Source organism: Phaeobacter gallaeciensis DSM 26640, assembly GCF_000511385.1.
Lineage (GTDB): Bacteria > Pseudomonadota > Alphaproteobacteria > Rhodobacterales > Rhodobacteraceae > Phaeobacter > Phaeobacter gallaeciensis.
The window spans coordinates 3,608,134-3,631,802 of record NC_023137.1 but is presented as its reverse complement, the minus strand read 5'-3'; the positions used below and the strand labels follow the sequence as shown (position 1 = coordinate 3,631,802).

The 23,669-nt window shown below is 57.9% G+C and carries 21 protein-coding genes; 14 read left to right on the top strand and 7 right to left on the bottom strand.

Annotated elements, in window-relative coordinates:
* The first annotated feature begins 85 nt into the window (after window positions 1–85).
* Both hrcA and GAL_RS17455 read left to right on the top strand, forming a co-directional pair.
* Entirely contained in the window at window positions 86–1,162 is a 1,077-nt protein-coding gene (gene hrcA / locus GAL_RS17460; RefSeq protein ID WP_024098879.1) for a heat-inducible transcriptional repressor HrcA, read from the top strand.
* Window positions 1,163–1,171: 9 nt separating this feature from the next.
* Window positions 1,172–1,735: a nucleotide exchange factor GrpE gene (locus GAL_RS17455; protein WP_024098878.1), complete on the top strand. Its 564-nt coding sequence runs from the start codon at window positions 1,172–1,174 to the stop codon at window positions 1,733–1,735.
* Between the two features lie 101 nt (window positions 1,736–1,836).
* Here GAL_RS17455 and mutS read toward each other — a convergent pair whose 3' ends face one another.
* On the bottom strand, window positions 1,837–4,452 hold the full coding sequence (mutS, locus tag GAL_RS17450; RefSeq protein ID WP_174888036.1) for a DNA mismatch repair protein MutS: 2,616 nt from the start codon (window positions 4,450–4,452) through the stop codon (window positions 1,837–1,839).
* Window positions 4,453–4,614: 162 nt separating this feature from the next.
* Between mutS and GAL_RS17445 the strand changes: the two genes are divergently transcribed.
* Window positions 4,615–6,870: an NADP-dependent malic enzyme gene (locus tag GAL_RS17445; RefSeq protein WP_024098876.1), complete on the top strand. Its 2,256-nt coding sequence runs from the start codon at window positions 4,615–4,617 to the stop codon at window positions 6,868–6,870.
* 4 nt (window positions 6,871–6,874) lie between these two features.
* Window positions 6,875–7,747 (top strand): ribokinase, encoded by an 873-nt coding sequence (locus GAL_RS17440; RefSeq protein WP_024098875.1) that lies wholly within the window; start codon window positions 6,875–6,877, stop codon window positions 7,745–7,747.
* A 78-nt stretch (window positions 7,748–7,825) separates the two neighbouring features.
* Here GAL_RS17440 and msrA read toward each other — a convergent pair whose 3' ends face one another.
* Window positions 7,826–8,491 (bottom strand): peptide-methionine (S)-S-oxide reductase MsrA, encoded by a 666-nt coding sequence (gene msrA / locus GAL_RS17435; RefSeq protein ID WP_024098874.1) that lies wholly within the window; start codon window positions 8,489–8,491, stop codon window positions 7,826–7,828.
* A gap of 144 nt (window positions 8,492–8,635) precedes the next feature.
* On the opposite strand from msrA, the gene GAL_RS17430 reads away from it, so the two are divergent.
* Window positions 8,636–9,544: a D-amino acid aminotransferase gene (locus tag GAL_RS17430; protein WP_024098873.1), complete on the top strand. Its 909-nt coding sequence runs from the start codon at window positions 8,636–8,638 to the stop codon at window positions 9,542–9,544.
* Complete coding sequence (locus GAL_RS17425; RefSeq protein ID WP_024098872.1) at window positions 9,544–10,257, top strand: sulfotransferase-like domain-containing protein; 714 nt, start codon at window positions 9,544–9,546, stop codon at window positions 10,255–10,257. Before GAL_RS17430 ends, GAL_RS17425 begins: the two co-directional genes overlap by 1 nt.
* A gap of 88 nt (window positions 10,258–10,345) precedes the next feature.
* Here the strand turns inward: GAL_RS17425 and GAL_RS17420 are convergent, their stop codons facing one another.
* The 3 genes from GAL_RS17420 to GAL_RS17410 all read right to left on the bottom strand — a co-directional run bounded on the left by GAL_RS17420 (window position 10,346) and on the right by GAL_RS17410 (window position 12,403).
* Window positions 10,346–10,630, bottom strand: coding sequence for an SCP2 sterol-binding domain-containing protein (locus GAL_RS17420; RefSeq protein WP_024098871.1), 285 nt, complete (start codon window positions 10,628–10,630; stop codon window positions 10,346–10,348).
* 91 nt (window positions 10,631–10,721) lie between these two features.
* Window positions 10,722–11,180 (bottom strand): DUF1810 domain-containing protein, encoded by a 459-nt coding sequence (locus tag GAL_RS17415; protein ID WP_024098870.1) that lies wholly within the window; start codon window positions 11,178–11,180, stop codon window positions 10,722–10,724.
* Window positions 11,177–12,403, bottom strand: a complete 1,227-nt coding sequence (locus GAL_RS17410; protein ID WP_024098869.1) for an argininosuccinate synthase — start codon at window positions 12,401–12,403, stop codon at window positions 11,177–11,179. The genes GAL_RS17415 and GAL_RS17410 overlap by 4 nt, the downstream gene beginning before the upstream one ends.
* A 134-nt stretch (window positions 12,404–12,537) precedes the next feature.
* Here GAL_RS17410 and GAL_RS17405 point away from each other — a divergent pair, with 134 nt between their 5' ends.
* Complete coding sequence (locus tag GAL_RS17405; RefSeq protein WP_024098868.1) at window positions 12,538–13,287, top strand: hypothetical protein; 750 nt, start codon at window positions 12,538–12,540, stop codon at window positions 13,285–13,287.
* A 72-nt stretch (window positions 13,288–13,359) separates the two neighbouring features.
* On the top strand, window positions 13,360–14,586 hold the full coding sequence (gene ilvA / locus GAL_RS17400; RefSeq protein ID WP_040104305.1) for a threonine ammonia-lyase IlvA: 1,227 nt from the start codon (window positions 13,360–13,362) through the stop codon (window positions 14,584–14,586).
* A gap of 12 nt (window positions 14,587–14,598) precedes the next feature.
* On the opposite strand, the gene GAL_RS17395 is transcribed toward ilvA, so the two are convergent.
* Window positions 14,599–14,922, bottom strand: a complete 324-nt coding sequence (locus GAL_RS17395; RefSeq protein ID WP_014876374.1) for an Hpt domain-containing protein — start codon at window positions 14,920–14,922, stop codon at window positions 14,599–14,601.
* A gap of 177 nt (window positions 14,923–15,099) precedes the next feature.
* Here GAL_RS17395 and GAL_RS17390 point away from each other — a divergent pair, with 177 nt between their 5' ends.
* Complete coding sequence (locus tag GAL_RS17390; protein ID WP_024098866.1) at window positions 15,100–16,371, top strand: PP2C family protein-serine/threonine phosphatase; 1,272 nt, start codon at window positions 15,100–15,102, stop codon at window positions 16,369–16,371.
* Window positions 16,372–16,422: 51 nt separating this feature from the next.
* Here the strand turns inward: GAL_RS17390 and GAL_RS17385 are convergent, their stop codons facing one another.
* Window positions 16,423–16,875 (bottom strand): NUDIX hydrolase, encoded by a 453-nt coding sequence (locus tag GAL_RS17385; RefSeq protein ID WP_024098865.1) that lies wholly within the window; start codon window positions 16,873–16,875, stop codon window positions 16,423–16,425.
* Between the two features lie 78 nt (window positions 16,876–16,953).
* Between GAL_RS17385 and hslO the strand changes: the two genes are divergently transcribed.
* The 5 genes from hslO to GAL_RS17360 all read left to right on the top strand — a co-directional run bounded on the left by hslO (window position 16,954) and on the right by GAL_RS17360 (window position 23,610).
* Window positions 16,954–17,955: an Hsp33 family molecular chaperone HslO gene (gene hslO, locus GAL_RS17380; RefSeq protein ID WP_024098864.1), complete on the top strand. Its 1,002-nt coding sequence runs from the start codon at window positions 16,954–16,956 to the stop codon at window positions 17,953–17,955.
* Window positions 17,948–18,544, top strand: a complete 597-nt coding sequence (locus GAL_RS17375; RefSeq protein WP_040104306.1) for a CoA pyrophosphatase — start codon at window positions 17,948–17,950, stop codon at window positions 18,542–18,544. The genes hslO and GAL_RS17375 overlap by 8 nt, the downstream gene beginning before the upstream one ends.
* Complete coding sequence (locus tag GAL_RS17370; RefSeq protein ID WP_024098862.1) at window positions 18,541–19,695, top strand: CCA tRNA nucleotidyltransferase; 1,155 nt, start codon at window positions 18,541–18,543, stop codon at window positions 19,693–19,695. The genes GAL_RS17375 and GAL_RS17370 overlap by 4 nt, the downstream gene beginning before the upstream one ends.
* A gap of 211 nt (window positions 19,696–19,906) precedes the next feature.
* Entirely contained in the window at window positions 19,907–21,745 is a 1,839-nt protein-coding gene (locus tag GAL_RS17365; RefSeq protein WP_024098861.1) for an ABC transporter ATP-binding protein, read from the top strand.
* Window positions 21,742–23,610 (top strand): ABC transporter ATP-binding protein, encoded by a 1,869-nt coding sequence (locus GAL_RS17360; RefSeq protein WP_024098860.1) that lies wholly within the window; start codon window positions 21,742–21,744, stop codon window positions 23,608–23,610. Before GAL_RS17365 ends, GAL_RS17360 begins: the two co-directional genes overlap by 4 nt.
* Window positions 23,611–23,669 lie beyond the last annotated feature (59 nt).

The following is a 23,669-nucleotide window of genomic DNA, read 5'->3' as shown; positions in this document are numbered from 1 at the left end:
TTTTGGTGCTGCGCTCTTTAATGACAACTGTAGGACAGGGAGCCAAGGCTTGCGGAACTTCGGCAGTGACCACACATAGAATGCAATGAACAGCAGCACCGACATATTGAAGGATATGAATGACCGGTCACGGGATGTGTTTCGTGCGGTCGTGGAATCCTATCTGGAGACGGGAGATCCCGTTGGCAGCCGAACACTGACGCGATCCCTGAATGAGAAGGTGAGCGCCGCGACTGTACGCAACGTGATGCAGGATCTGGAGCATCTTGGGCTGTTGAACAGTCCGCATACCAGCGCTGGTCGGGTTCCAACGCAGGTCGGATTGCGGATGTTTGTCGATGGTCTGCTTGAAGTTGGGGATTTGAACACCCAGGACCGCCAGAAAATTGATGAAACCATGGGCGGAACTGCTGGCGGTGGGGCTGCGGGTCTGGCTGGGATGCTGGATCGTGTCGGTTCGGCCTTGTCGGGGGTGACACAAGGGGCTTCCCTGGTGCTGACCCCGAAACATGAAGCCGAAATTCGCCATATTGAATTCGTCACTCTGGCCCATGATCGCGCGCTCGTCGTTCTGGTGTTTTCAGATGGTCACGTGGAAAACCGCCTGTTCACGCCACCGCCCGGGCAGACGCCCAGCTCAATGCGGGAGGCGGCGAATTTCCTCAATGCGCTGATCGAGGGGCGCACGTTGGGCGACGTGCGCGGCGCCATACAGGAAGAGATCAAGGCCCGACAGCAGCAGATCGACGTTCTGGCCCGTGAAATGATCGAAAGCGGGTTGGCCGCTTGGGAAGACGACGGCAGCGATTCTGCGCGGCTAATCGTGCGTGGTCGGGCGAATCTCCTGTCGGACGGCGGAGCTGCGGAGGAGTTGGACAGGATCCGGAACCTGTTTGATGACCTGGAACGCAAACGTGATATCGAAGAGTTTCTTCAGCTGACTGAAGATGGCGAAGGTGTGCGCATTTTTATCGGTTCGGAGAACAAACTTTTTTCACTTTCGGGTTCCTCTTTGGTGGTGTCTCCCTATATGAACGCGGATCGAAAGATCATTGGTGCGGTGGGTGTCATTGGCCCAACCCGCCTGAATTACGGCCGGATCGTGCCGATTGTGGACTATACGGCGCAACTGGTCGGGAAGCTGCTTTCCGACCGGAGTTAGAGGTGAAATATGGCAGAGCCCAAGAACGACGATTTTTTGGACGACATCACAGAAGCCGAAGCAGAGGAGCTCTCTGCGCAGACTGAAGAATTTGATGATGCAGCGCTGGAGCTTGACAGCCTGCGGGCCGAACGGGATGAGCTGAAAGATCGGTTCATGCGGGCCCTGGCTGATGCGGAGAATGCCCGCAAGCGCGGCGATAAGGCACGCCGCGAAGCTGAGCAATATGGCGGTTCCAAACTGGCGCGGGATATGCTGCCGGTTTACGACAATATGAAACGTGCAATCGAAGCCGCCAGCGATGAGCAGCGCGAAGTCTCCGCTGCTTTGATTGAAGGCGTGGAACTGACCATGCGTGCGTTGCTTGGTGTGTTTGAAAAGCACGGAATGCAGGTGATCGCGCCGGAAGTTGGTGAGAGATTCGATCCGCAGGTGCATGAGGCGATGTTCGAGGCCCCGGTGCCAGGCACCAAAGCCGGCGATATCATTCAGGTTTCTGCCGAGGGCTTCATGCTGCACGACCGTCTGCTGCGCCCGGCGCAGGTTGGTGTTTCCTCGACGCCGGCCAGCTGAACCGCAGCAGTGACGGACCTTGCGGTCCGTGCCTGCGGCGCGAGTATTTTTGGAAAGATGACAAGCGGCCCCTTGGTGATCCTAGGGGCCGTTTTTCTGTATCAGCTCGCGGCTTCTTTCAGGCGATAAAGCGCTTCCAGTGCTTCCCGTGGTGACAGATCATCAGGGTGGATGTCGCCCAGAAGCATTTCAACTGGTGAGGGGCCGACCGGTGCTGCTGCTTGCGGCGGTGGGGCTGCGGCGAAGAGGGGGAGATCGTCGATGTGGATCTTGCCGGCGCCACTGCGACTGCCCTCTTCCAGCATGTCCAGAACGTCCCGAGCCCGTGCAACAACCGATCCGGGCAGGCCGGCAAGCTGCGCGACCTGCACCCCGTAGGACCGATCTGCGGCGCCTTTCTTGACCTCGTGCAGAAAGATAACCTCACCTTCCCATTCCTTGACGGAAACGGTGGCATTATCGACGCCGGGCAGCTTGCCGGCGAGCTGGGTGAGTTCGTGGTAATGGGTCGCAAAAAGCGCGCGGGCGCGATTGACCTCATGCAGATGTTCCAGTGTGGCCCAGGCGATCGACAGCCCGTCATAGGTCGCAGTACCGCGCCCGATTTCGTCGAGTATGACCAGTGCGCGCTCATCTGCCTGATTGAGGATGGCAGCGGTTTCAACCATCTCAACCATAAAGGTCGAGCGCCCGCGTGCCAGATCGTCCGAGGCACCAACCCGGCTGAACAACTGGCTGATCAATCCGATATGAGCGCTGTCGGCTGGGACGTAGCTCCCCATTTGGGCAAGGATAGCAATCAGGGCATTCTGGCGCAGAAAGGTTGATTTACCGGCCATGTTCGGACCGGTCAGCAGCCAGATGGCGGCCCCTGTATCGGCGGTTAGATCACAGTCATTGGCAACAAAGCTGCTGCCACCCTGTTGCCGCAGTGCCTGTTCCACAACAGGGTGCCGACCGCCTGAAATATTGAATTCGCGCGAGTTGTCTACCGTTGGACAAGACCAGTTTTCGCCTAGAGCGAGATCGGCCAAGGCCGTGACCAGGTCCAGTTCTGCCAGTCCCCGCGCCGCGGTATTTAGCAAGGCTGCATTTGCCAAGATAGCATCTGATAGCCTTGTATAGAGCCGCTTTTCGATCTCCAACGCCAGGTTACCCGCATTCAGAATACGGGTCTCGATCTCGCTCAACTCCACCGTTGTGAAACGAACCTGATTGGCTGTTGTCTGGCGGTGAATGTAGGTCTCCGACAAGGGGGCAGAGAGCATTTTCTCTGCATGGGTCGCGGTGGTTTCTATGAAGTAGCCAAGCACATTGTTGTGCTTGATTTTTAGTGAGCTGATACCTGTGTGATCGGAGTATTTCTTTTGTAGCGCGGCAATGACAGAGCGACCTTCGTCACGGAGTGTGCGGGCCTCGTCCAACTCGCTGTCGTAGCCCTCTGCAATAAACCCGCCGTCGCGAGCCAAGAGCGGCGGCTCTGCAATCAGCGCGGCATCAAGCAGGGGCAGCAGATCGTCAAATCCGGTTAGCCCTGAGAGCGCCTGTTGTAGAAGTGCCGGCATATCTGCCCTGTCACAGAGGTCCGAAATGGCCTCAGACTGGATCAGCGTGTTGCGTACGGCAGCGAGATCCCGTGGGCCGCCGCGCTCCAGGGCAAGCCGGGACAGGGCCCGGTCCAGATCGGGTGTCTTGCGCAGGGCTGCGCGCAGCGATTGAGCGAGTTGCGTTTGCTCCACCACGAAGTCCAGCGCTGTCAACCGGGATCGGATCACATCAAGGTTGCGCGATGGGCTGGACAGCCGTTGTTCAAGAAGCCGGCCGCCGGCGGGGGTAACGGTGCGATCCACCACCGCAAGCAGCGAGCCGCCGCGACCACCGGTCAGCGAGCGGGTGAGCTCCAGACTGCGACGGGTCGCAGCGTCTATCTGCACAACCCGGTCCTCGGCCTCCTGCTGCGGGGGTTGAAGCAGCGGCAGCTTACCTTTCTGTGTAATGTCGAGATAGTCGATGACTGCGCCCATGGCCGAAATCTCTGCCCGGTTGAAAGAGCCGTAAGATTCCAGTGTTGAGACCTTAAAGAGATCACAGATGCGTTTTTCAGCGGCGGTGCTGTCGAAGCTGGATTTCGCCAGAGGGGTCACCGGGATCTGGTGGTCCTCCGCAATGGTGCGCAGCTGGTCCAGTGCGGGGCCATCGGAGACAATCAACTCCGATGGCGCCAGCCGGGCCAGTTCAGGGGACACCCGGACGGACGCGACGGGCATCACATGGAACGCGCCGGTGGAGATATCTGCCCAGGCGAGGGCGGACTGGTCGCGCAGCTCGCAGTAAGCGGTGAGGAAATTGTGACGGCGCGCCTCCAGCAGGGAATCTTCGGTGATGGTGCCGGGGGTGACCAGTCGCACGACATCCCGTTTCACGACGGATTTGGAGCCACGTTTCTTGGCCTCTGCTGGGCTTTCCAATTGTTCACCAACGGCCACGCGAAACCCTTTGCGGATCAGGGTCAACAGATAGCCCTCGGCGGCATGGACCGGGACACCACACATAGGGATGTCATTGCCGTCATGTTTGCCGCGTTTGGTCAGCGCGATGTCGAGGGCCTCGGCTGCATTCACCGCGTCCTCAAAGAACATCTCGTAGAAATCGCCCATGCGGTAGAACAAGAGGGCATCCGGGTACTGCGCCTTGATGTCGAGGTATTGGGCCATCATCGGCGTGACTGTGGACAAAGTTCGGCTCCATGAAATGGGGGATTTCCTTGGCGCGACCTTACAAATCGGGCGACTGCGACGAAAGGTGAAAACGCAACTTCGTTGAGAAGAGGCGCGCGCTGGGCTATGACGCTTGAGACAGTGAGAGGACACCCAAAGCCAATGCCCAAAGCGAAGATTACCAACGAAGAGGCGCTTGCCTTCCATCTGGAACCGACCCCCGGTAAATGGGAGATCAACGCAACGGTCCCGATGACCACGCAGCGGGATCTATCGCTGGCCTATTCCCCCGGTGTTGCGGTGCCCTGCGAGGCGATCGCGGAGAACCCCGAAACCGCCTATGATTATACGAACAAGGGCAATCTGGTTGCGGTGATTTCCAACGGTACTGCGGTGCTGGGTCTGGGAAATCTCGGGGCGCTGGGCTCCAAACCGGTGATGGAGGGCAAATCTGTCCTGTTCAAACGGTTTGCCGATGTGAATTCGATCGATATTGAGCTGGATACCGAAGACCCGGATGAGTTCATCAAGGCGGTGCGCCTGATGGGGCCGACGTTTGGCGGGATCAATCTTGAGGACATCAAGGCGCCGGAGTGCTTCATCATTGAGCAGCGCCTGAAGGAAGAGATGGATATTCCTGTCTTCCACGATGATCAGCACGGAACGGCGGTTATCTGTGCCGCGGGGTTGATCAACGCGCTGCATATCTCCGGCAAGAAGATTGAGGATGTAAAGATTGTCCTGAATGGTGCGGGTGCTGCCGGTATCGCCTGTATTGAACTGCTGAAAGCCATGGGCGCGCGGCATGATAACTGCATCGTCTGCGACACCAAGGGCGTGATCTATCAGGGGCGTACCGAGGGTATGAACCAGTGGAAATCTGCCCATGCGATCAAGACGGATCTGCGCACGCTGGAAGAGGCGATGAAGGACGCGGATGTGTTCCTTGGCGTATCGGTCAAAGGTGCAGTGACGCAGGACATGGTGAAATCCATGGCGGACAATCCGGTGATCTTTGCAATGGCAAACCCGGATCCGGAGATCACCCCGGAAGAGGCCCACGAGGTGCGTGTGGATGCGATTGTGGCCACCGGTCGGTCGGATTACCCCAATCAGGTCAATAATGTTCTGGGCTTCCCGTATCTGTTCCGTGGCGCGCTGGATATTCACGCCCGGGCCATCAATGACGAGATGAAAATCGCCTGTGCCCATGCGCTTGCCCGGCTCGCACGCGAAGATGTGCCGGATGAGGTGGCGCTGGCTTACGGCAAATCGCTGTCCTTTGGCCGGGATTACATCATCCCGACACCGTTTGACCCGCGTCTGATCCATCGGATCCCGCCGGCAGTGGCAAAGGTGGGGATGGACACAGGTGTTGCGCGCCGTCCGATCATCGACATGGATGCCTATGAACACGGGCTGCGTGGCCGGATGGATCCGACCCAGTCGATCCTGCGTGGTCTGAACGCCCGTGCCCGTGCCGCACAGTCGCGCATGATCTTTGCCGAGGGCGATGACCCTCGCGTTCTACGGGCGGCGGTGATGTATCAGCGATCTGGCTTCGGCAAGGCGCTGGTTGTTGGTCGTCCGGACGATGTCCGCAGCAAGCTGGAAACAGCGGGCCTGGGCGATGCGGTGCGCGAGCTGGAGATTATCAACGCGGCCAATACCCAGCATTTCGAGACCTACAAGGATTTCCTCTATGAGCGGCTGAACCGCAAAGGCTTTGATCGCAAGGATGTTCACCGTCTGGTTGGGCGTGACCGTCATGTGTTCTCGGCGCTGATGTTGGCGCATGGTCATGGCGACGGTCTTGTCACCGGAGCCACCCGGAAATCTGCGCATGTGCTTGATCAGATCAACCATGTGTTTGATGCCGATGCAAAGAACGGTTCGGCCGGGGTGACCGCGCTTCTGCACAAGGGGCGTATTGTGCTGATAGGCGATACGCTGGTGCACGAATGGCCGGATGAGAATGACCTCGCCAATATCGCCGAACATGCCGCAGGCGTGGCCCGGCACATGGGGCTTGAGCCGCGGGTGGCGTTTGTCAGCTTCTCGACCTTTGGCTATCCGGTGTCGGAGCGCGCGGAGAAGATGCATATCGCCCCCACGGTGCTGGACCAGCGCGGTGTCGATTTCGAGTATGAAGGCGAAATGACCGTGGATGTTGCGCTGAACGCCAAGGCGCAGGAGGCGTATCCCTTCCAGCGCCTGACCGGTCCTGCCAATATCCTGATCGTACCCGCGCGCCACTCCGCGTCGATTTCGGTCAAGCTGATGCAGGAAATGGGTGGGGCAACTGTTGTTGGTCCGATCCTGTCTGGTGTCGATAAGCCGATCCAGATCTGCTCGACCACCTCGACGGCAAATGACGTTCTGAACATGGCGGTTCTGGCTGCCTGTAATATCGGGTGATCTCATGGCGATCTGGAATCTCGGCTCAATCAATGCCGACATGATTTATGCGCTGCCTCATATGCCGACCGCGGGGGAAACCCTCGCGGCGACGGGGCTGGAGCAGTTTCTGGGCGGCAAGGGGGCCAATATGTCGGTTGCGGCTGCGCGTGCTGGCAGCCATGTCTGTCACTTGGGCGCCGTTGGGCCAGAGGGGACCTGGGCTGTCACACGTCTTTTGGAATATGGGGTCGATACGCGCCATATCGCACAGCTGGAGGTGCCGACCGGTCATGCGATCATCGCCGTGGATCCTTCGGGTGAGAACCAGATCATCCTGTTCCCCGGAGCAAACCGTGAGATCAGCGACGATCAGATTGGTGCAGCGCTGTCTACCGCCAGTGCGGGCGATATCCTTGTGATGCAAAACGAAACCAATATGCAGGCTGAGGCAGCCCAAATGGGGCGTGATCTGGGGTTGAAGGTGGCTTATGCAGCGGCCCCGTTTGACGCAGGAGCCGTTCAGGCGGTTCTGCCCTATCTCGACTATCTGTTCCTGAATGAGGTTGAGGCCGAACAGCTGCGTGAGGCGACAGGCAAGACACCCGAGGCGCTGGGCGTTGCGGATGTGATTGTGACGCTGGGCGCCAAGGGCGCGCGCCACTACGACACCATGGCAGGGACTACCCATGATGTCGCGGCGCATTCCGTTGTCCCGGTTGATACAACAGGGGCTGGTGATACCTTCACCGGCTATGTGCTGTCTGGTCTGGATCGTGGACTGCCGATGGCGCAGGCATTGGCGCAGGCCAATCGCGCCGCTGCATTGATGGTGACGCGTAAGGGCACCGCCGATGTGATCCCTGATCTGAAAGAGGTTCAGGACACAAGTTTTTGATCCTGCCAACGGGGTCCGCATAGGAAAAGGCGCGGTATCATCCGCGCCTTCTTCATTTCAATCGCCTTAAGTGCGTTGTTAATGCCCCTTCGCAAAAGGCGCTGCATCCCCCCAAAGCTGCAACACACGGGCGTCCCGCCCGCAGGCTTTGCGATAGCGCTTATAGGCTTCTGACTGACGTTTGGGGCCAAAGCGCGTGAGAACCAGTTTGCGACCCTTGTAGTAGTCCTGATGGTAGGCTTCGGCCGGGTAGAAGGCCGTTGCTGGCAGGATTGGCGTTACGATAGTCTGGCCAAGTGCGGACTGCGCCTCGGCCTTCGCAGTCTTGGCAATAGATCTCTGGTCTGCGTCGGCAGTAAAAATAGCCGTTCTATAACTGTCGCCGCGATCACAGAACTGACCACCCGCGTCAGTGGGATCAACGGAGCGCAGGAACATCGACAACAGCTGCTTGCGTGTCACCTTGGTCGGGTCAAACCGGATCTGGACCGCTTCATAGTGACCGGTGCCGCCTGCGGTGACCTGTTTGTAGGTCGGTGATTTGGTGCTGCCGCCGGTATAGCCGGATACTGCCGAGAGCACGCCGGTCACGCTTTCAAAATCACTCTCAACACACCAGAAACAGCCGCCGGCGACGGTTAGTGTCTCAACATTCTGGGCATGAGCTTGATGCCCCTTCAGCGCTACGGCCAGCAGCATGAACAGGGTCAGGACAATTGGTCTTGCGGTGTTTGTCGAACGCATCATCGCCTCCATCGTTGCGCTACATTGGCCCGAGGGTTGTTCAGGCTCAATCACATGACATGGTTTGTCACGGCTTGGTGACGGGAAGTTACCGCTTGGAAATAGGATCCAATCCTTCTAGCGTGCGCCTCGCAGGAGGAGCAGATGACCGAAAAAATGAGCACGCATCAAGCGCAGGAAGATCAGCGCAACGAAGAAATCCTGATCTATCTGAACGGTGAGATTGTTCCCAAAGCCGAGGCCAAGGTCAGCGTCTATGACAGTGGTTTCATGCTGGGGGATGGTGTCTGGGAGGGGCTGCGGCTCTATAACGGGACCTGGGCGTTTATTGATGAACACCTCGACCGGCTGTTCGAGGCTGCGAAGACTATCGATCTGGACATCGGGATGGACCGGGATCAGGTCAAACAAGCCGTGTTAGACACGCAAAACGCCAATGATATGACCAGCGATGCCCATGCGCGTCTGATGGTGACGCGGGGGGTAAAGTCCCGCCCGTTCCAGCACCCATCGCTGTCGCAGCAGGGACCAACGTTCACCATTATCATGGAGCATTCGCGCCCGAACCTGCCGCGCCCGATCCGGCTGGCGACAGTGCCGCATCTGCGCGGGCTGCCGATGACACAGGATCCGAAGCTGAATTCACATTCCAAGCTGAACTGCATTCTGGCCTGTATCGCGGCAGAGAAAGCGGGCGCCGATGAGGGGCTGATGCTGGACGTGAACGGGTTTGTGAATACGACCAATGCCTGCAATTTCTTTATCGTGCGCAAGGGGGCAGTTTGGACCTCCACCGGGGATTATTGCATGAACGGGATCACCCGGCAGAAGGTCATCGATCTGTGCCGCGCCAATGACATTCCGGTGTTTGAGCGTAACTACTCCCTTGTGGATACCTATGGTGCGGATGAGGCGTTTCTGACCGGCACCTTTGGGGCACAAACACCGGTGGGTGATATCGATGGGCGGCGGATTGGTGATGGCGAGATGGGGCCGGTGACCAAGCGTATCCGCGCGCTGTACAAGGATCTGATCGCGCAGGAGTGTGCCTGATGCGGATTGCCATGTGGTCTGGGCCACGCAACCTGTCGACCGCAATGATGTATGCCTTTGGCAACCGTGGCGATTGCGCTGTGGTGGATGAGCCGTTCTATGCTGCCTATCTGGCGCAGACCGGCCTGGAACATCCCATGCGGGCTGAAATCCTGGAGAGCCAGCCGAGGGATGCCGAGGTTGTTGCGGCATCTCTGCTGGGGCCGGTGCCCGCTGCAAAACCGTTTTTCTATCAAAAACATATGACCCAGCATATGATAGACGGGGTGCCGCGCGACTGGATGCGGGAGGTCACAAATGTGTTTCTGATACGCCATCCGGCGCGAGTCATTGCCTCATATGCTGAAAAACGGGAGAACCCGACGCTGGATGATATCGGATTTCGCCAGCAGGCGGAGTTGTTTGATCTGGTGACACGCTGGGGTCAGTCGCCCGTGGTGGTGGAGAGCGATGATATCCGCAGCGATCCCGCAGCGGTATTGGAGCGGCTCTGCGAGAGCCTGGGTGTCCCGTTTTCCCCCAAGATGCTGTCATGGCCAATGGGCGGACATAAGGACGACGGGATCTGGGCTGCGCATTGGTATGGGTCTGTCTGGCAGTCGACCAAATTTGCAGGACCCGAGGGGCCGTTGCCTGACGTGCCTGCAAATTTGCAGCCGGTTTTGGACGCCGCTATGCCCTATTATGACCGGTTGAAAGCGCAGAAAATCTGATCGCGTAGGGGGCGCTGCCCCCTCGCGCCTCTGGCGCTTCACCCCCGGAGTATTTTCGGAAAGGTGACAGCTATCGAGTGCGTTTCGCTTAGCTGATCAGTTTGCCCAGCTTCATTGCCACGCCCATGTCACCTGAAATTTTCAGCTTACCCATCATCACGCCGGTCATCGGGTTCAATTTCCCGGTCAGCAGCTTTTTTAGATTTTCGGTGCTGATACGAATGGTGCAGTCAGTATCGCGATTTTCCATTGAAGCATCGCCATCCGCAAGGACGATGACACCGTCATCGCCACAGTCGAATTTCAGTGATCCGTCAAAGCTTTTCCCGGTCAGACCAGCGCGGATGCCTTCTGCCAGTGGTTGTAGTGCCATGATGTCCCCCTCGGTGTCTCTCGTTGTGCCAAGGGTTAGGCACCGGAGTGTCAGCGGGCAAGGGTGACCAAAGGGGAGGTCGCGTCAACTGTCAGCGAAGCGCATCACAGGTGAGTGGGCAGGGGGTGCCATCGAAAAACGTCTTCAACACCGCGTCGAACACTTGTGGGGCGTCGGGCACAGCGGTGAAAAGCGTCATGGAGGAGCGCAGTTTCTTGGCATCGGTTTCGCCCAGGATATCCTGCGCGCTGCGGTCCGTGTGGCTTAGCAGCAGTTCGCTGGCTTCGATCAACCGTGTGCGCAGAACGGGATGGGCAAGGTAGGCGGCTGCCTCTGTCAGGTCCTCGATCCCGTAAAGCTGGGCCATATGGGACTGACCAAGGTCGGCCAGTTGCGGAAAGACGAACCACATCCAGTGGCTCGTCTTATTTCCCGCAGAGAGTTCGGCGAGGACATCGTTCCAGACGGTGTCCTGCGCTTCGACGAACATCTCCATCTCTTCGGTCAGATCGTCGTCTATATCGTCTGTGATATCGACGCGGTCGCTCATTTTTTCAACCGGCGCTCGCGGGCGGCAATGAGCTTCAGTCGCAGCGCGTTCAGCTGGATGAAGCCGGCAGCGTCTTTCTGATCGTAGGCGCCTGCGTCATCTTCAAAGGTCACATGGGCCTCCGAGTAGAGCGAGTGATCAGACCAGCGACCCACGGTGGTTGCGGAGCCTTTGTAGAGTTTCACGCGGACGGTGCCGGTCACATGCTCCTGGCTGCGATCAATGGCGGCCTGCAACATTTCACGCTCGGGCGAGTACCAGAAACCGTTGTAGATCAGTTCAGCATATTGCGGCATCAGCTGGTCTTTGAGGTGCATCGCGCCGCGGTCCATGGTGATGGACTCAATGCCGCGATGGGCCTCAAGCAGGATGGTGCCGCCGGGCGTTTCGTAGATGCCGCGGGATTTCATGCCGACAAAACGCCCCTCGACAAGGTCGAGACGGCCGATGCCGTGTTTGCCACCATATTCATTGAGCTTGGTCAGGATGGTCGCGGGCGACATTGCTTTGCCGTTGATACTGATCGCGTCACCTTTTTCAAAACCGATCTCGATGAATTCAGCTTCATTGGGCGCGTCTTCAGGATGGACAGTACGCTGGTAGACGTAGTCAGGCGCGGCCACGGCGGGATCTTCCAGCACTTTGCCTTCGGAGGACGTGTGCAAGAGGTTTGCATCCACCGAGAAAGGCGCCTCGCCACGCTTGTCCTTGGCCACCGGGATCTGGTGGGCTTCTGCGAATTCCAGCAAGCGGGTCCGCGACGTCAGATCCCACTCACGCCATGGGGCAATCACCTTGATGTCGGGGTTCAGCGCATAGGCCGCCAGTTCAAAACGGACCTGGTCGTTGCCTTTGCCGGTGGCGCCATGGGCGACAGCATCGGCGCCGGTCTGTTCCGCGATCTCAACAAGGCGTTTGGAGATCAGCGGACGGGCGATGGAGGTGCCCAGCAGATAGAGGCCTTCATAGACAGCATTTGCGCGGAACATCGGAAAGACGAAATCCCGCACGAATTCCTCACGAACGTCTTCGATAAAGATGTTTTCCGGCTTGATACCCAAAAGCTCGGCTTTCTGGCGTGCGGGCTCCAGTTCCTCACCCTGACCGAGATCGGCAGTGAAAGTCACCACTTCGCAACCGTATTCGGTCTGCAGCCATTTCAGAATGATTGACGTATCAAGACCGCCGGAGTAGGCGAGGACAACTTTCTTGGGCGCGGACATTGGATTTCCTCTTGATCAGAACGCCTGCGGCCTACCCGGTTTTTGCCAGAAGGGCAAGGTTTTCCCCGGATCGGAACCTGAGCGCGCACATTATGGTCACGGGCGACGATTGAGCAGTATTGGAGCATGAATAAATGATTGGCTGGAAGCTATTTCTACACTCGGTAAGAATGGTGCAGCGAAATGTTCCGCAACTGATGCGGATCTTTCTTGTGCCCACACTGATAGCGTTGGCGATCGCCTATTTGACCATTGGTGGCCTGCTTGGCGATGTCGGACTTCAGGCGCGAGGGTTTGACAGCGGCATGTTCTTTTCAGTTCTCTGGCGCATCGTTGGACTATGGCTGGTGATTGGACTAATTGGCGCGTGGACTGCGGTGGTCTGGCATCGCTACATTCTGCTGGAAGAGCATCCTCGCGGCTGGCTTCCAGCTTTGCATAAGGCGGAGACTGGCAACTATATCTTGGGTCTGATCAAGCTGTTTCTGATCGGAATGCTGTTCTTCTCTGTCCTGGCATTTATTGGGCCGGCCTTGATCCAGAGTCTCGGGATGGTTGGCCTATACCTGTTATTGGCCGCTGGCGCGCTGATTGCGATATTCATGTTCAGGTTTGCATTGGTCCTGCCGGCGGCGGCGCTTGGTAAGCCTATTGGTGTGAGCGAGTCATTGGCACTGACGACCGGCGCATTTGGTACGTTGTTTGTCCTCGGTGTTTGTCTTTTTGGTCTGCAGCTCGTGGCCGAACTGATCCTGTTCCTTGTGGCTGATGCTGCGCTTATCGCGATGGTTCTTGAGATAGCTTTCTCTGTTGTGCTTGCGATCTTGAATATCAGCGCTCTCACCACGCTTTACGGCTACTACGTCGAGAAACGGCCGATCTGATTGGCGGTATTCTTCCGTATGCTTTGACCTTGCCCCCTTGTCTTGGGGGCGGGGTTGGGTCACTCAAGTGACATGAGTGATTTTCAGACCCGGGCCCAGGCCGCCGAACAGGCCATGCGTGCGATTTTTCCTGCCACACCGTTGCAACGCAGCGCGCTGCTGTCTGACCGGTTTGGCGCCGATATCTATCTGAAACGTGAAGACCTGAGCCCGGTACGATCTTACAAGATTCGTGGCGCCTTCAATGCGATGCGCAAGCAGCTGGAGCAATCGCTGTTTGTTTGCGCGTCAGCAGGTAATCACGCGCAGGGCGTCGCCTATATGTGCCGCGAGCTGGGTAAGCGGGGCGTGATCTTCATGCCGGTGACCACGCCGCAGCAGAAAATCCAGAAAACCCGGATGTTTGGTGGCGACAGTGTCGAGATCCATCTGGTTGGCGATTATTTCGATGACACTTTGGCTGCGGCGCAGAAGTGGTGTGCGGATGAAGGTGGCCATTTCCTCTCGCCGTTTGACGATGATGATGTGATTGAGGGGCAAAGCTCCATCGCGGTGGAAATTGAGGCCCAGCTGGGTGGGGCTCCGGATCATGTTATCCTGCCAGTTGGTGGCGGTGGCATGTCGTCAGGTGTGGCGCGTTGGTTCGGAGATCGGGTGCATTGCCTGTTTGCGGAACCTGCTGGCGGGGCATGCCTGCGCGCGGCGCTGGCTGCAGGGCATCCCGTTGCATTGGATCACGTTGATACATTTGTTGACGGCGCGGCTGTTGGTCGTGTTGGATCACGGCCGTTTGAGGTGCTGAAACAGGTCCCATTGCCCGATGTGCTGTCGATTGCCGAAGATCGCATCTGCACAACAATCCTTGAGATGCTGAACGTCGAAGGTGTGGTGCTGGAACCGGCTGGGGCACTCGCGATTGAAGCCCTGCGTGATGTACGCTCCTGGATCCGCGGCAAAACCGTGGTCTGCCTGACGTCTGGGGGAAATTTTGATTTCGAGCGCCTGCCGGAAGTGAAGGAGCGTGCGCAGCGCTACATGGGGCTAAAGAAGTATTTTCTACTACGCCTGCCACAGCGGCCCGGTGCGCTGAAGGAGTTTCTGGGCATTCTGGGACCTGAGGATGATATCGCCCGGTTCGAATATATGAAGAAGTCCGCGCGCAACTTTGGCTCGGTGTTGATTGGTATTGAAACCAAGCAGCCTGAGAACTTTGCTGATCTCTATGCCCGGCTGGATGCCGCCGGCTTCGCCTATACCGATATCACCAGCGACGAAACCCTGGCACAGTTTGTGATCTGAGCCGGTGTCGGCTCAGAGTTGGCTGCTCATATCGCGCAGAAACTCTTCTTTGGAATTTTCATAGCTGGCAATGATGGCACCGGTGTCTACGTCTTTGGCTTCGCCTTGGGCGGAGCGGCGCTCGCCCTCTTGGCAGAGGCGGGAAAACTGACGGAATCCCAGATTCAATGCGCTGCCTTTCAGGAAGTGGAGGTCCTGTTCCAAAGTTGCCAGATCGGGGGATCGCAGCTTTTCGATGACGCCTTCGACCTCCTCCAGGAAAATTTCAACAACTTCGGAGAAGTCCTCAGCGCCGACTTCCTCGTGCAGTTCTTTCGCGCGTGACCAATCAATCATCTTTGCAAACCTTGTTTTGATATCGCATTTTACGATTGCTTTACTTATAAACTCGTAAATCACCGATTAACGCGAGGCTAGGCTGATAATTCGCAAACTTCACCTCCTGTTAAGCGAAGGGCGCGATAGTGACTTGCGTTTAAGGTATCTTGCGCCGTTTTTTGTGGGGTTCACTCGGTGTTGCCAGACAGTTCGATCGAAATAAACCAAGAGGTTACGACCAATTCGATCCGCCGTGTTCTGGTGGTCGATGACAGCCGTCTGCAACGGCGAATCTTGGTCGCATCGCTGAAAAAATGGGGATTCGAGGTTGTCGAAGCCGAAAGCGGCGAGGCGGCGATGGAGATTTGCGAGAGCGATCCGCCGGATTTGATTCTTAGCGACTGGATGATGCCGGGGATGAACGGTCTGGAGTTCTGCCGGGCCTTTCGCGCTCAGTCTCAAGACAACTACAGCTATTTTATCCTGCTCACCTCCAAGAGTGAAAAGAACGAGGTGGCACAGGGGTTGGATGCGGGTGCGGATGATTTCCTGACCAAGCCAGTCAGTTCGGACGAGTTGCGCGCCCGGATTTCTGCGGGGGAGCGTATTCTGCGGATGCAGCGTGAGCTTTCCGAGAAAAACCGGATCGTATCAGATACGCTGGATGAACTGCAGCGGGTCTATGACGCGATTGAAAAGGATCTGATTCAGGCCCGGAAAATTCAGGAATCTCTGGTCCCAGAACTTTCCCGAGATTTCGGATCTTCCACTGTGAGCCTGCTGCTGAAACCTTGCGGCCACATCGGCGGCGATCTGGTTGGTATGTTCTCACCCGGTGTGAATCGGATTGGCTTTTATTCGGTCGATGTCTCCGGGCACGGCATTACGTCTGCGATGATGACAGCGCGGCTCGGTGGGTATCTGTCGTCGACCTATTTTGATCAGAACGTCGGGATGGAGAAGCGGTTCAACCGCTTTTATGCGCTGCGCCAGCCGGAAGAGGTCGCCAGCCTGTTGAATGCGCGACTGATCGCGGACACCGGGATCGAAGAATATTTCACCATGGCCTATTGCATCGTCGATCTGCGCAGCGGCGTGCTGAAGATGGTGCAGGCAGGTCATCCGCATCCGCTGTTGATCCGCAAAGATGGCAGCACCGAGTTTATCGGCAAAGGTGGCGTTCCTGTTGGTCTGGTACCGGATATCACCTATTCACAGGAAGATGTGGTGATGGAGAAGGGCGACCGCCTGCTGCTGTATTCCGATGGCTTTACCGAGGCCCGTCTGGAAAATGGCGAGATGCTTGAGGCGGAAGGTCTGGTTGAGCTTATTGGAAAGTGCAACGCGGAGCAGACAGGCCAGGAATTCCTGGATGATCTCTATTGGAACCTGACACAGGTGATGTCCTCGCAATACGGGCTGGAGGATGATGTCTCCGCGACCTTGTTTGAGTATGAAGGTCCTTAAAACGTCAAACCGCGCACCACAGGCGCTCGTTTTTGCGCGTTGCCTGACAGGTTAGGTCTGCCCCATCCATCGCGCTATGATGCTGGCGAAATACCGATCACCAGCATTCCCGAGGATTTCGCATGCGACGTCCGCGCGCATCCACATCGCATCATGCAAGGGCTCGGTAGGTGCGCAGATCCGACGCGCCGGACGCGCGATATAGATATGACAGAGTTTCTCTGCCCAGAGATCATACTCTGGCATATAGGCAAATCGGCGAAACGCGCCCAGCTTGCGTGGCTGGGAGATGGTCCAGCCTGTTTCTTCCATCACCTCACGGTGCAACGCTGGAATGGGCGACTCTCCCGGATCAATACCCCCTCCGGGCAGCTGAATATCTTGGCCGGGCTCACGTTGACAGGTCAGCAGCAGTTCGCCATTGCGTGGCAAGAGCGCATAGACCCCTGGCCGCCGCCGATAGCTTTGCGATTTTTCCGGTGTATCGCCAAAACGTCTGATCACGGCGCTGACCTCTTCACTCTGATGATGTAAACCCTATATAGGCCCGATATGCCAATCCACGGCGCGTAAGGAAACCCCATGACACTTGTATCGAAAATCGCGTGGGACGATACTGTCCTGCCCTTCCAGCTTGATGTATCGGACATGCGCGGCCGCGTCGCGCGGTTGGATGGTGTGCTGGATGGCATTCTGAAGCAGCACAATTACCCGCCCGTTGTTGAAGCCTTGGTTGCTGAAATGGCATTGCTGACGGCGTTGATTGGCCAGACCATGAAATTGCAGTGGAAACTGTCCTTGCAGGTCCAGTCCAAAGGGGCCGTGCGCATGATTGCCACCGATTACTACGCGCCCGCAGCCGAGGGCGAGCCAGCGCGTATTCGTGCCTATGCCAGCTATGATGATTCACGGCTGACCAGCGGTGCGCCATTTGATCAGGTTGGCGAGGGGTATTTCGCCATTCTCGTCGATCAGGGAGAGGGTATGAAGCCCTACCAAGGGATCACACCGCTTGCTGGTGGGTCTTTGGCGTCCTGTGCTGAGGCTTATTTTGCGCAGTCCGAGCAGCTGCCGACACGCTTCTCGCTTAGCTTTGGTCGCTCGGCTGAGCCTGGGGTTCCGGAACACTGGCGCGCTGGGGGTATCATGCTGCAGCAGATGCCAAAGGCCTCTCCGTTCGTTGCGGATGGCGAAGGCACTGGTGCGACGCTTGCCGCAGAGGATCTGGTCAGCGGTGAAGAGGGTGAGAACTGGAACCGTGTGATGCACCTGCTGGCAACCGTAGAAGATATGGAGCTGATTGGCCCGTCCGTGACGCCGACAGATCTGCTTTTGCGATTGTTTCACGAGGAACAACCGCGGGTCTTTGATGCGCAGGCGGTCAAGTTTGGCTGCACATGTTCTACCGATCGCGTCCGCGAAAGCCTGTCGATCTATTCGGCCAAGGACATTGCAACGATGACAACTGACGAGGGGCGCGTGACAGCCGATTGCCAGTTCTGTGGTGCACATTACGACCTTGATCCGGCGACGCTGGGTTTTGAGGCAGATGCAGGCGACAGCGAACAGGGTAAGAGTGTCTGATCTTCGGACACAGTTGACCGCCGCGCTGGGCACAAAGGGGGGAGGGTCCTCAGATTTTGACCTGAACCCCGATGTGGTTCTACCCGCTGACCGTAAACTGCGGCCGGCGGGTGTTCTCGTGGCGATCAGCACCGCAGCGGGCGCGCCGCGTGTTATTCTGACCAAACGCTCGTCCGCATTGAAGCACCATCCGGGTCAGATCGCCTTCGCCGGCGGAAAGCAGGACGCAGCAGATGCGGGCGTTACCGATGCCGCCCTCAGGGAAGCCTGGGAGGAAATCGGTTTGCCGCGCCACTTGCCGCAGATCGTCGGAGAGCTGCCGATACATGAAACCGTCACCGGGTTTACGGTGACGCCGGTTGTCGCGCTGATTGACCAACCATTTGATATCGTGGCTGAAGCGGGCGAAGTGGCCGAAGTCTTCAGCGTGCCGCTCTCCCATCTTTGCGACCCGTCGAACTATCAGATTCAGTCCCGGCGCTGGCGTGGGATACGGCGGCATTACTTTGCGGTGCCCTACGGTCCCTATTACATTTGGGGTGCCACCGCCCGCATGTTGCATGGTCTTGCCGAACGGATGCAGGGATGACCCATATACAGGCCAAATGGCTGGAGGATCCAGCTGTGCAGCACGTCTGCGACGTCCTGACAAAGGGCGGGGCAGAGGTCTATTTTGTTGGCGGTTGTGTGCGCAACGCGCTATTGGGGGTGCCGGTTTCGGATCTTGATCTCTCAACCAATGTGCCACCACAGCGTGTCATGGCCCTTGCTGAAGAGGCCGGGATCAAGGCTATACCCACAGGCATTGACCACGGTACGGTGACATTGGTCTATCGCGGGACACCTTATGAGATCACCACGTTTCGCCGTGATGTGGTTACCGATGGCCGACGCGCCGTCGTGGCATTTTCCGACCGGATTGAGGAGGACGCTGCGCGGCGCGATTTCACCATGAATGCGCTTTATGCCCGTCCCGATGGCGGGCTGGTGGATCCGCTGAATGGTCTGCCGGATCTGCGCGCAAGACTCGTCCGGTTCATCGGCAGTTCGGCGCAGCGGATCCGTGAGGACTACCTACGCTCGCTGCGCTATTTCAGGTTTCATTCCTGGTATGGCAACCCAGATGCAGGATTTGACCCGGACGCCCTGTCGGCCATCGCCGAAAACCTGGATGGGATTGGCAGCCTCTCGCGTGAACGGGTTGGCAGTGAAGTGCTGAAGCTGCTTGCGGCGCCAGATCCGGCGCCGGCGATTGCCGTGATGCGGCAGGTTGGGCTGCTATCTCTGATTCTTCCGGGAAGCGATGATCGCGCCCTGGGGCCGCTCGTTCATCTTGAGGGGGGGAGGCTTGCCGAACCGCTTTGCCGCCTGGCCGCGCTGGGCGGGGATGCGCCATGGGAGGCGTTGCGCCTGAGTAAAGCCCAAGCTGCGGATGTGCGCCTGCTGCGCGCAGCTGCGGAAGGCACGGATGGACCGGCGGAACTGGCTTATCATCACGGCGCGAACACCGCGCGCAATGTGATGCTGTTGCGCTCTGCCTTATTAGAAATGCCGATTACACCTGATTTAGAGGCTGAAATTACCAAAGGAGCCGGAGCTGTGTTCCCGCTTTCTGCCAAGGATTTGATGCCAGACCTGCAAGGAGCAGCGCTGGGTGCAGCGCTCAAATCCTTGCAGAAGGACTGGATTAAATCTGGGTTCATGCTTGACCGCGATGCGTTGCTGAAACGGCTGCTTTAACCTGCCCAATTGGCCGCGCCCCATCAAAAGGGGTGACAGAGCGGATTTTTTTTCCTACCCATAAGGGACCATCTTATGACGGGAGGAATACGCATGTACCACGGGATCTGGCACGACTGACGCCTGACCTGTCCGACGTATGTCGGGGAGGCCACGGCGATGGCCTCTATTCGCATGACTATTCCCTACGCTCAATTATTGGAGCACCCGTATGTTTCGTTTTTTCGAAAATCTGATCGACCCCTATTGTGACTATCCGGAAACGGACACGCCGCCGCGGCAGCTGTGGCCGTTTCTGAAGGACTATTCGCAGCCTTTCAAAAAAGTGTTCGCAGTCACCGCGCTGATGTCGGTGATTGTGGCTGGCGTGGAAATTGGCTTGATCCATTACATGGGTCGGGTGGTTGATCTGTTGTCCGGTGAACCGGCCAGGGTCTGGCAGGACCACGGCACGGAATTCATCCTGCTGGCGGTTTTCATCCTGACTGTGCGTCCGTTGCTGCAGCTGTTCGATGTGTTGTTGCTGAACAATGCGATCCTGCCAAATTTCGGCACGCTGATCCGTTGGCGGTCTCATAAACATGTTCTTCGTCAATCAGTTGGCTGGTTCGAGAATGATTTTGCCGGTCGGATCGCCAACCGGATTATGCAAACCCCACCCGCCGCCGGGGAGGTGGTGTTTCAGGTTTTCGACGCGATCACCTTTGCGCTTGCCTATTTGGTGGGGGCGGCGCTGTTGCTGTGGCTCGCGGACATCCGACTGTTGCTGCCGCTCTTGGTTTGGTTCGCGCTCTATGCGGTGCTGATCCGCTGGACCGTGCGCCGGGTGGGACCGGCCAGTCAGGCGGCATCTGATGCGCGCTCTACCGTAACGGGCCGGGTTGTGGACAGCTATTCCAATATTCATTCGGTGAAGATGTTCGCCCATCACAACACCGAACTGACCTATGCCAAAGAAGCCATTGAGGGCACACGCAAGACGTTCCAGGCTGAGATGCGGCTCTACACCGTCATGGATGCCGCGCTGGTGACGTTGAATGGATTGTTGATCGTCGGTGTTGTCGGTTGGGCAATTCTGCTGTGGATGCAGGGCCTTGCCTCGGTCGGGGTGGTTGCGGCTGCGACTGCGCTGACACTGCGCCTCAATGCGATGACGGGTTGGATCATGTGGGCGCTAACCACCTTCTTCCGCCAGCTTGGTGTTGTGGCAGAGGGGATGGAAACCATCGCTCAGCCGATCGATCTGGTGGATGCGGCCAATGCAACACCGCTTGATCTGCGTGAAGGTGCGGTGGAGCTGCGTGAGCTTTCACATCACTACGGGCGCGGCTCTGGTGGTTTGGATCGGATCAGCCTGAACATCCGCGCGGGCGAAAAGATCGGCCTGATCGGGCGTTCCGGTGCAGGGAAATCCACGCTGGTGAAGCTGTTGCTGCGGTTTTACGATCCTGAGGGCGGTGCGATCCTGATCGACGGTCAGGACATCCGCATGGCGACGCAGGATAGTCTGCGCAGCCAGATCGGCATGGTGCAGCAGGATAGCGCATTGCTGCACCGGTCAGTCCGCGACAATCTGCTTTATGGTCGCCCTGATGCCACCGAGGCAGAGATGATCGAGGCGGCAAAGCAAGCACGGGCGCATGAGTTCATTCTGGATCTGGAAGACCCGGAGGGACGTCGCGGCTATGACGCACATGTCGGGGAGCGCGGGGTGAAATTGTCGGGTGGCCAGCGTCAGCGGGTTACTTTGGCCCGTGTCATTCTGAAAGACGCGCCAATTTTGATCCTAGACGAGGCCACTTCTGCTCTGGATTCTGAGGTAGAGGCTGAAATTCAGCAAACGCTTTATGGGATGATGCAGGGCAAGACGGTGATCGCGATTGCGCATCGCCTGTCCACCATTGCTCAGATGGATCGCATCCTGGTGCTGGATGATGGACGGATTGTTGAAGAGGGAACGCATGACGTGCTTTTGCGCTCAGAGGGCCTATATGCCCAGTTCTGGGCACGTCAATCCGGCGGGTTCCTGAATATCGAGGCAGCAGAATGAAACTCGGCAATTTGATCGACGCATTTCAACCCGCCAAGGGCCCGCCGCCCAATCGGCTTGGGGGCTTTCTGCGCTGGTGCCTTTCAGGGGCCTGGCCAATGCTTGCGCTGGCCGCGTTCTGTTCAGCGCTGGCTGGCGGGATGGAAGCAGGGACGGCCTATATCCTGGGTCTGGTGATTGATACCGCGATTTCCAGCGGGCCGGGGCAGTTTTTCTCTGTCGGTAATCTTGTGATCATTGCAGGGGCGCTGGGATTTTTCCTACTGCTGCGACCGATCCTATTTGGCCTGTCTGCGGCATCCAATGCAATCATCGTGCAGCCAAACGTCAACCCGCTGGTGCTGTCGCGGCTTAATCGCTGGACCATGGGCCAATCGGTGCGCTTCTTCGACGATGATTTTGCGGGTCGTATCGCGCAGAAACAGATGCAGACAGCCAATGCGGTGACCTCGGTTGCGGTTGAGATGATCAACGTGGTTGCCTTTGCGCTGGCCTCGCTTCTGGGGGCGCTGGCGCTGCTGGGTGCGATTGACTGGCGGATTACCGGCCTGTTCGTGGTTTGGCTGGTTGGCTATTTCGCCACCATCCGCTGGTTTTTGCCACGTATTCGCAAACGCTCCGCTGCGCGAGCTGGGGCGCGGGCAATGGTGTCGGGGCAGGTGGTTGATACGATCACCAACATCAAAACGGTGAAGCTGTTTGCCCACGGTGATTTTGAGGAGCGTACGGCGCAGGACTCCATGGCGGATTTCCGCACCAAGGCGCTGCATTTCGGGTATCTGTCGGCGAGTTTCCGGTTTTGTCTGATGACACTGGCGGGCGTACTGCCAGTCTTGTTGATTGGCGCGACGCTGGTGCTGTGGCGCGACGGGATGGCAAGCGAAGGTGATATCGTCGCAGCTGGTGCGGTGTCCGTGCGTATTGCTCAGATGACGGGGTGGGTCAGTTTCACCCTGATGGCAATCTATTCCAACATTGGTGAGATCGAGAATGGCATGACGACCCTGACCCGGCCCGACCGGGTTGAGGATCAAGCAGCGGCTGAGGTGCTGAATGTCACCGAAGGGCAGATTGAGTTTCGCGAGGTCGGTTTTGCGTATGGGCGCGATATCGGCGGCATTCAGGATGTCTCGCTGACCATTGCACCGGGGGAAAAACTTGGAATTGTTGGGGCCTCCGGGGCGGGGAAGTCGACACTCGTTTCGCTTTTGCTACGGCTCTATGACGGGGAATCTGGTCAGATCCTGATTGATGGGAAGGATATCGCAGAGGTCACACAGAATTCGTTGCGCAGTCAGATCGGCATGGTCACGCAGGAAACGGCGATGTTCAATCGTTCGGCGCGGGACAACATTTTGTATGGCCGACCTGACGCCAGCGAGTTGGAGCTGATCGCCGCCGCGCAAAAAGCCGAAGCGCATGAGTTCATCCTTGATCTGGAGGATGGGCAGGGTCGCACCGGCTATGATGCTCATCTCGGCGAACGCGGAGTGAAGCTGTCTGGTGGTCAGCGGCAGCGTATCGCGCTGGCGCGCGCGATCCTGAAAGATGCGCCTATTCTTGTACTGGATGAGGCGACCTCGGCCCTTGATTCAGAGGTGGAAGCAGCCATTCAGTCCGCACTTGAGCGAGTAATGCAGGGGAAAACCGTTCTGGCGATTGCGCATCGTCTGTCCACGTTGAGCGAAATGGACCGGATCATCGTCATGGATCAGGGACGCATCGCGGAGGCGGGCACGCATGACGCATTGCTGGAACAGGGCGGTTTGTATGCGCAGTTCTGGGCGCGGCAGTCTGGTGGTTTCATCCGGACGGAGGCTGATGATCAGGCCGGGAGCTCACTGCCGCGGGATGCTGCGGAATAGACGCCGTATGACCCATCGCAGCCGTCGCTCCCGCGAGGGCTGCGCATTTTTCTTTTGCA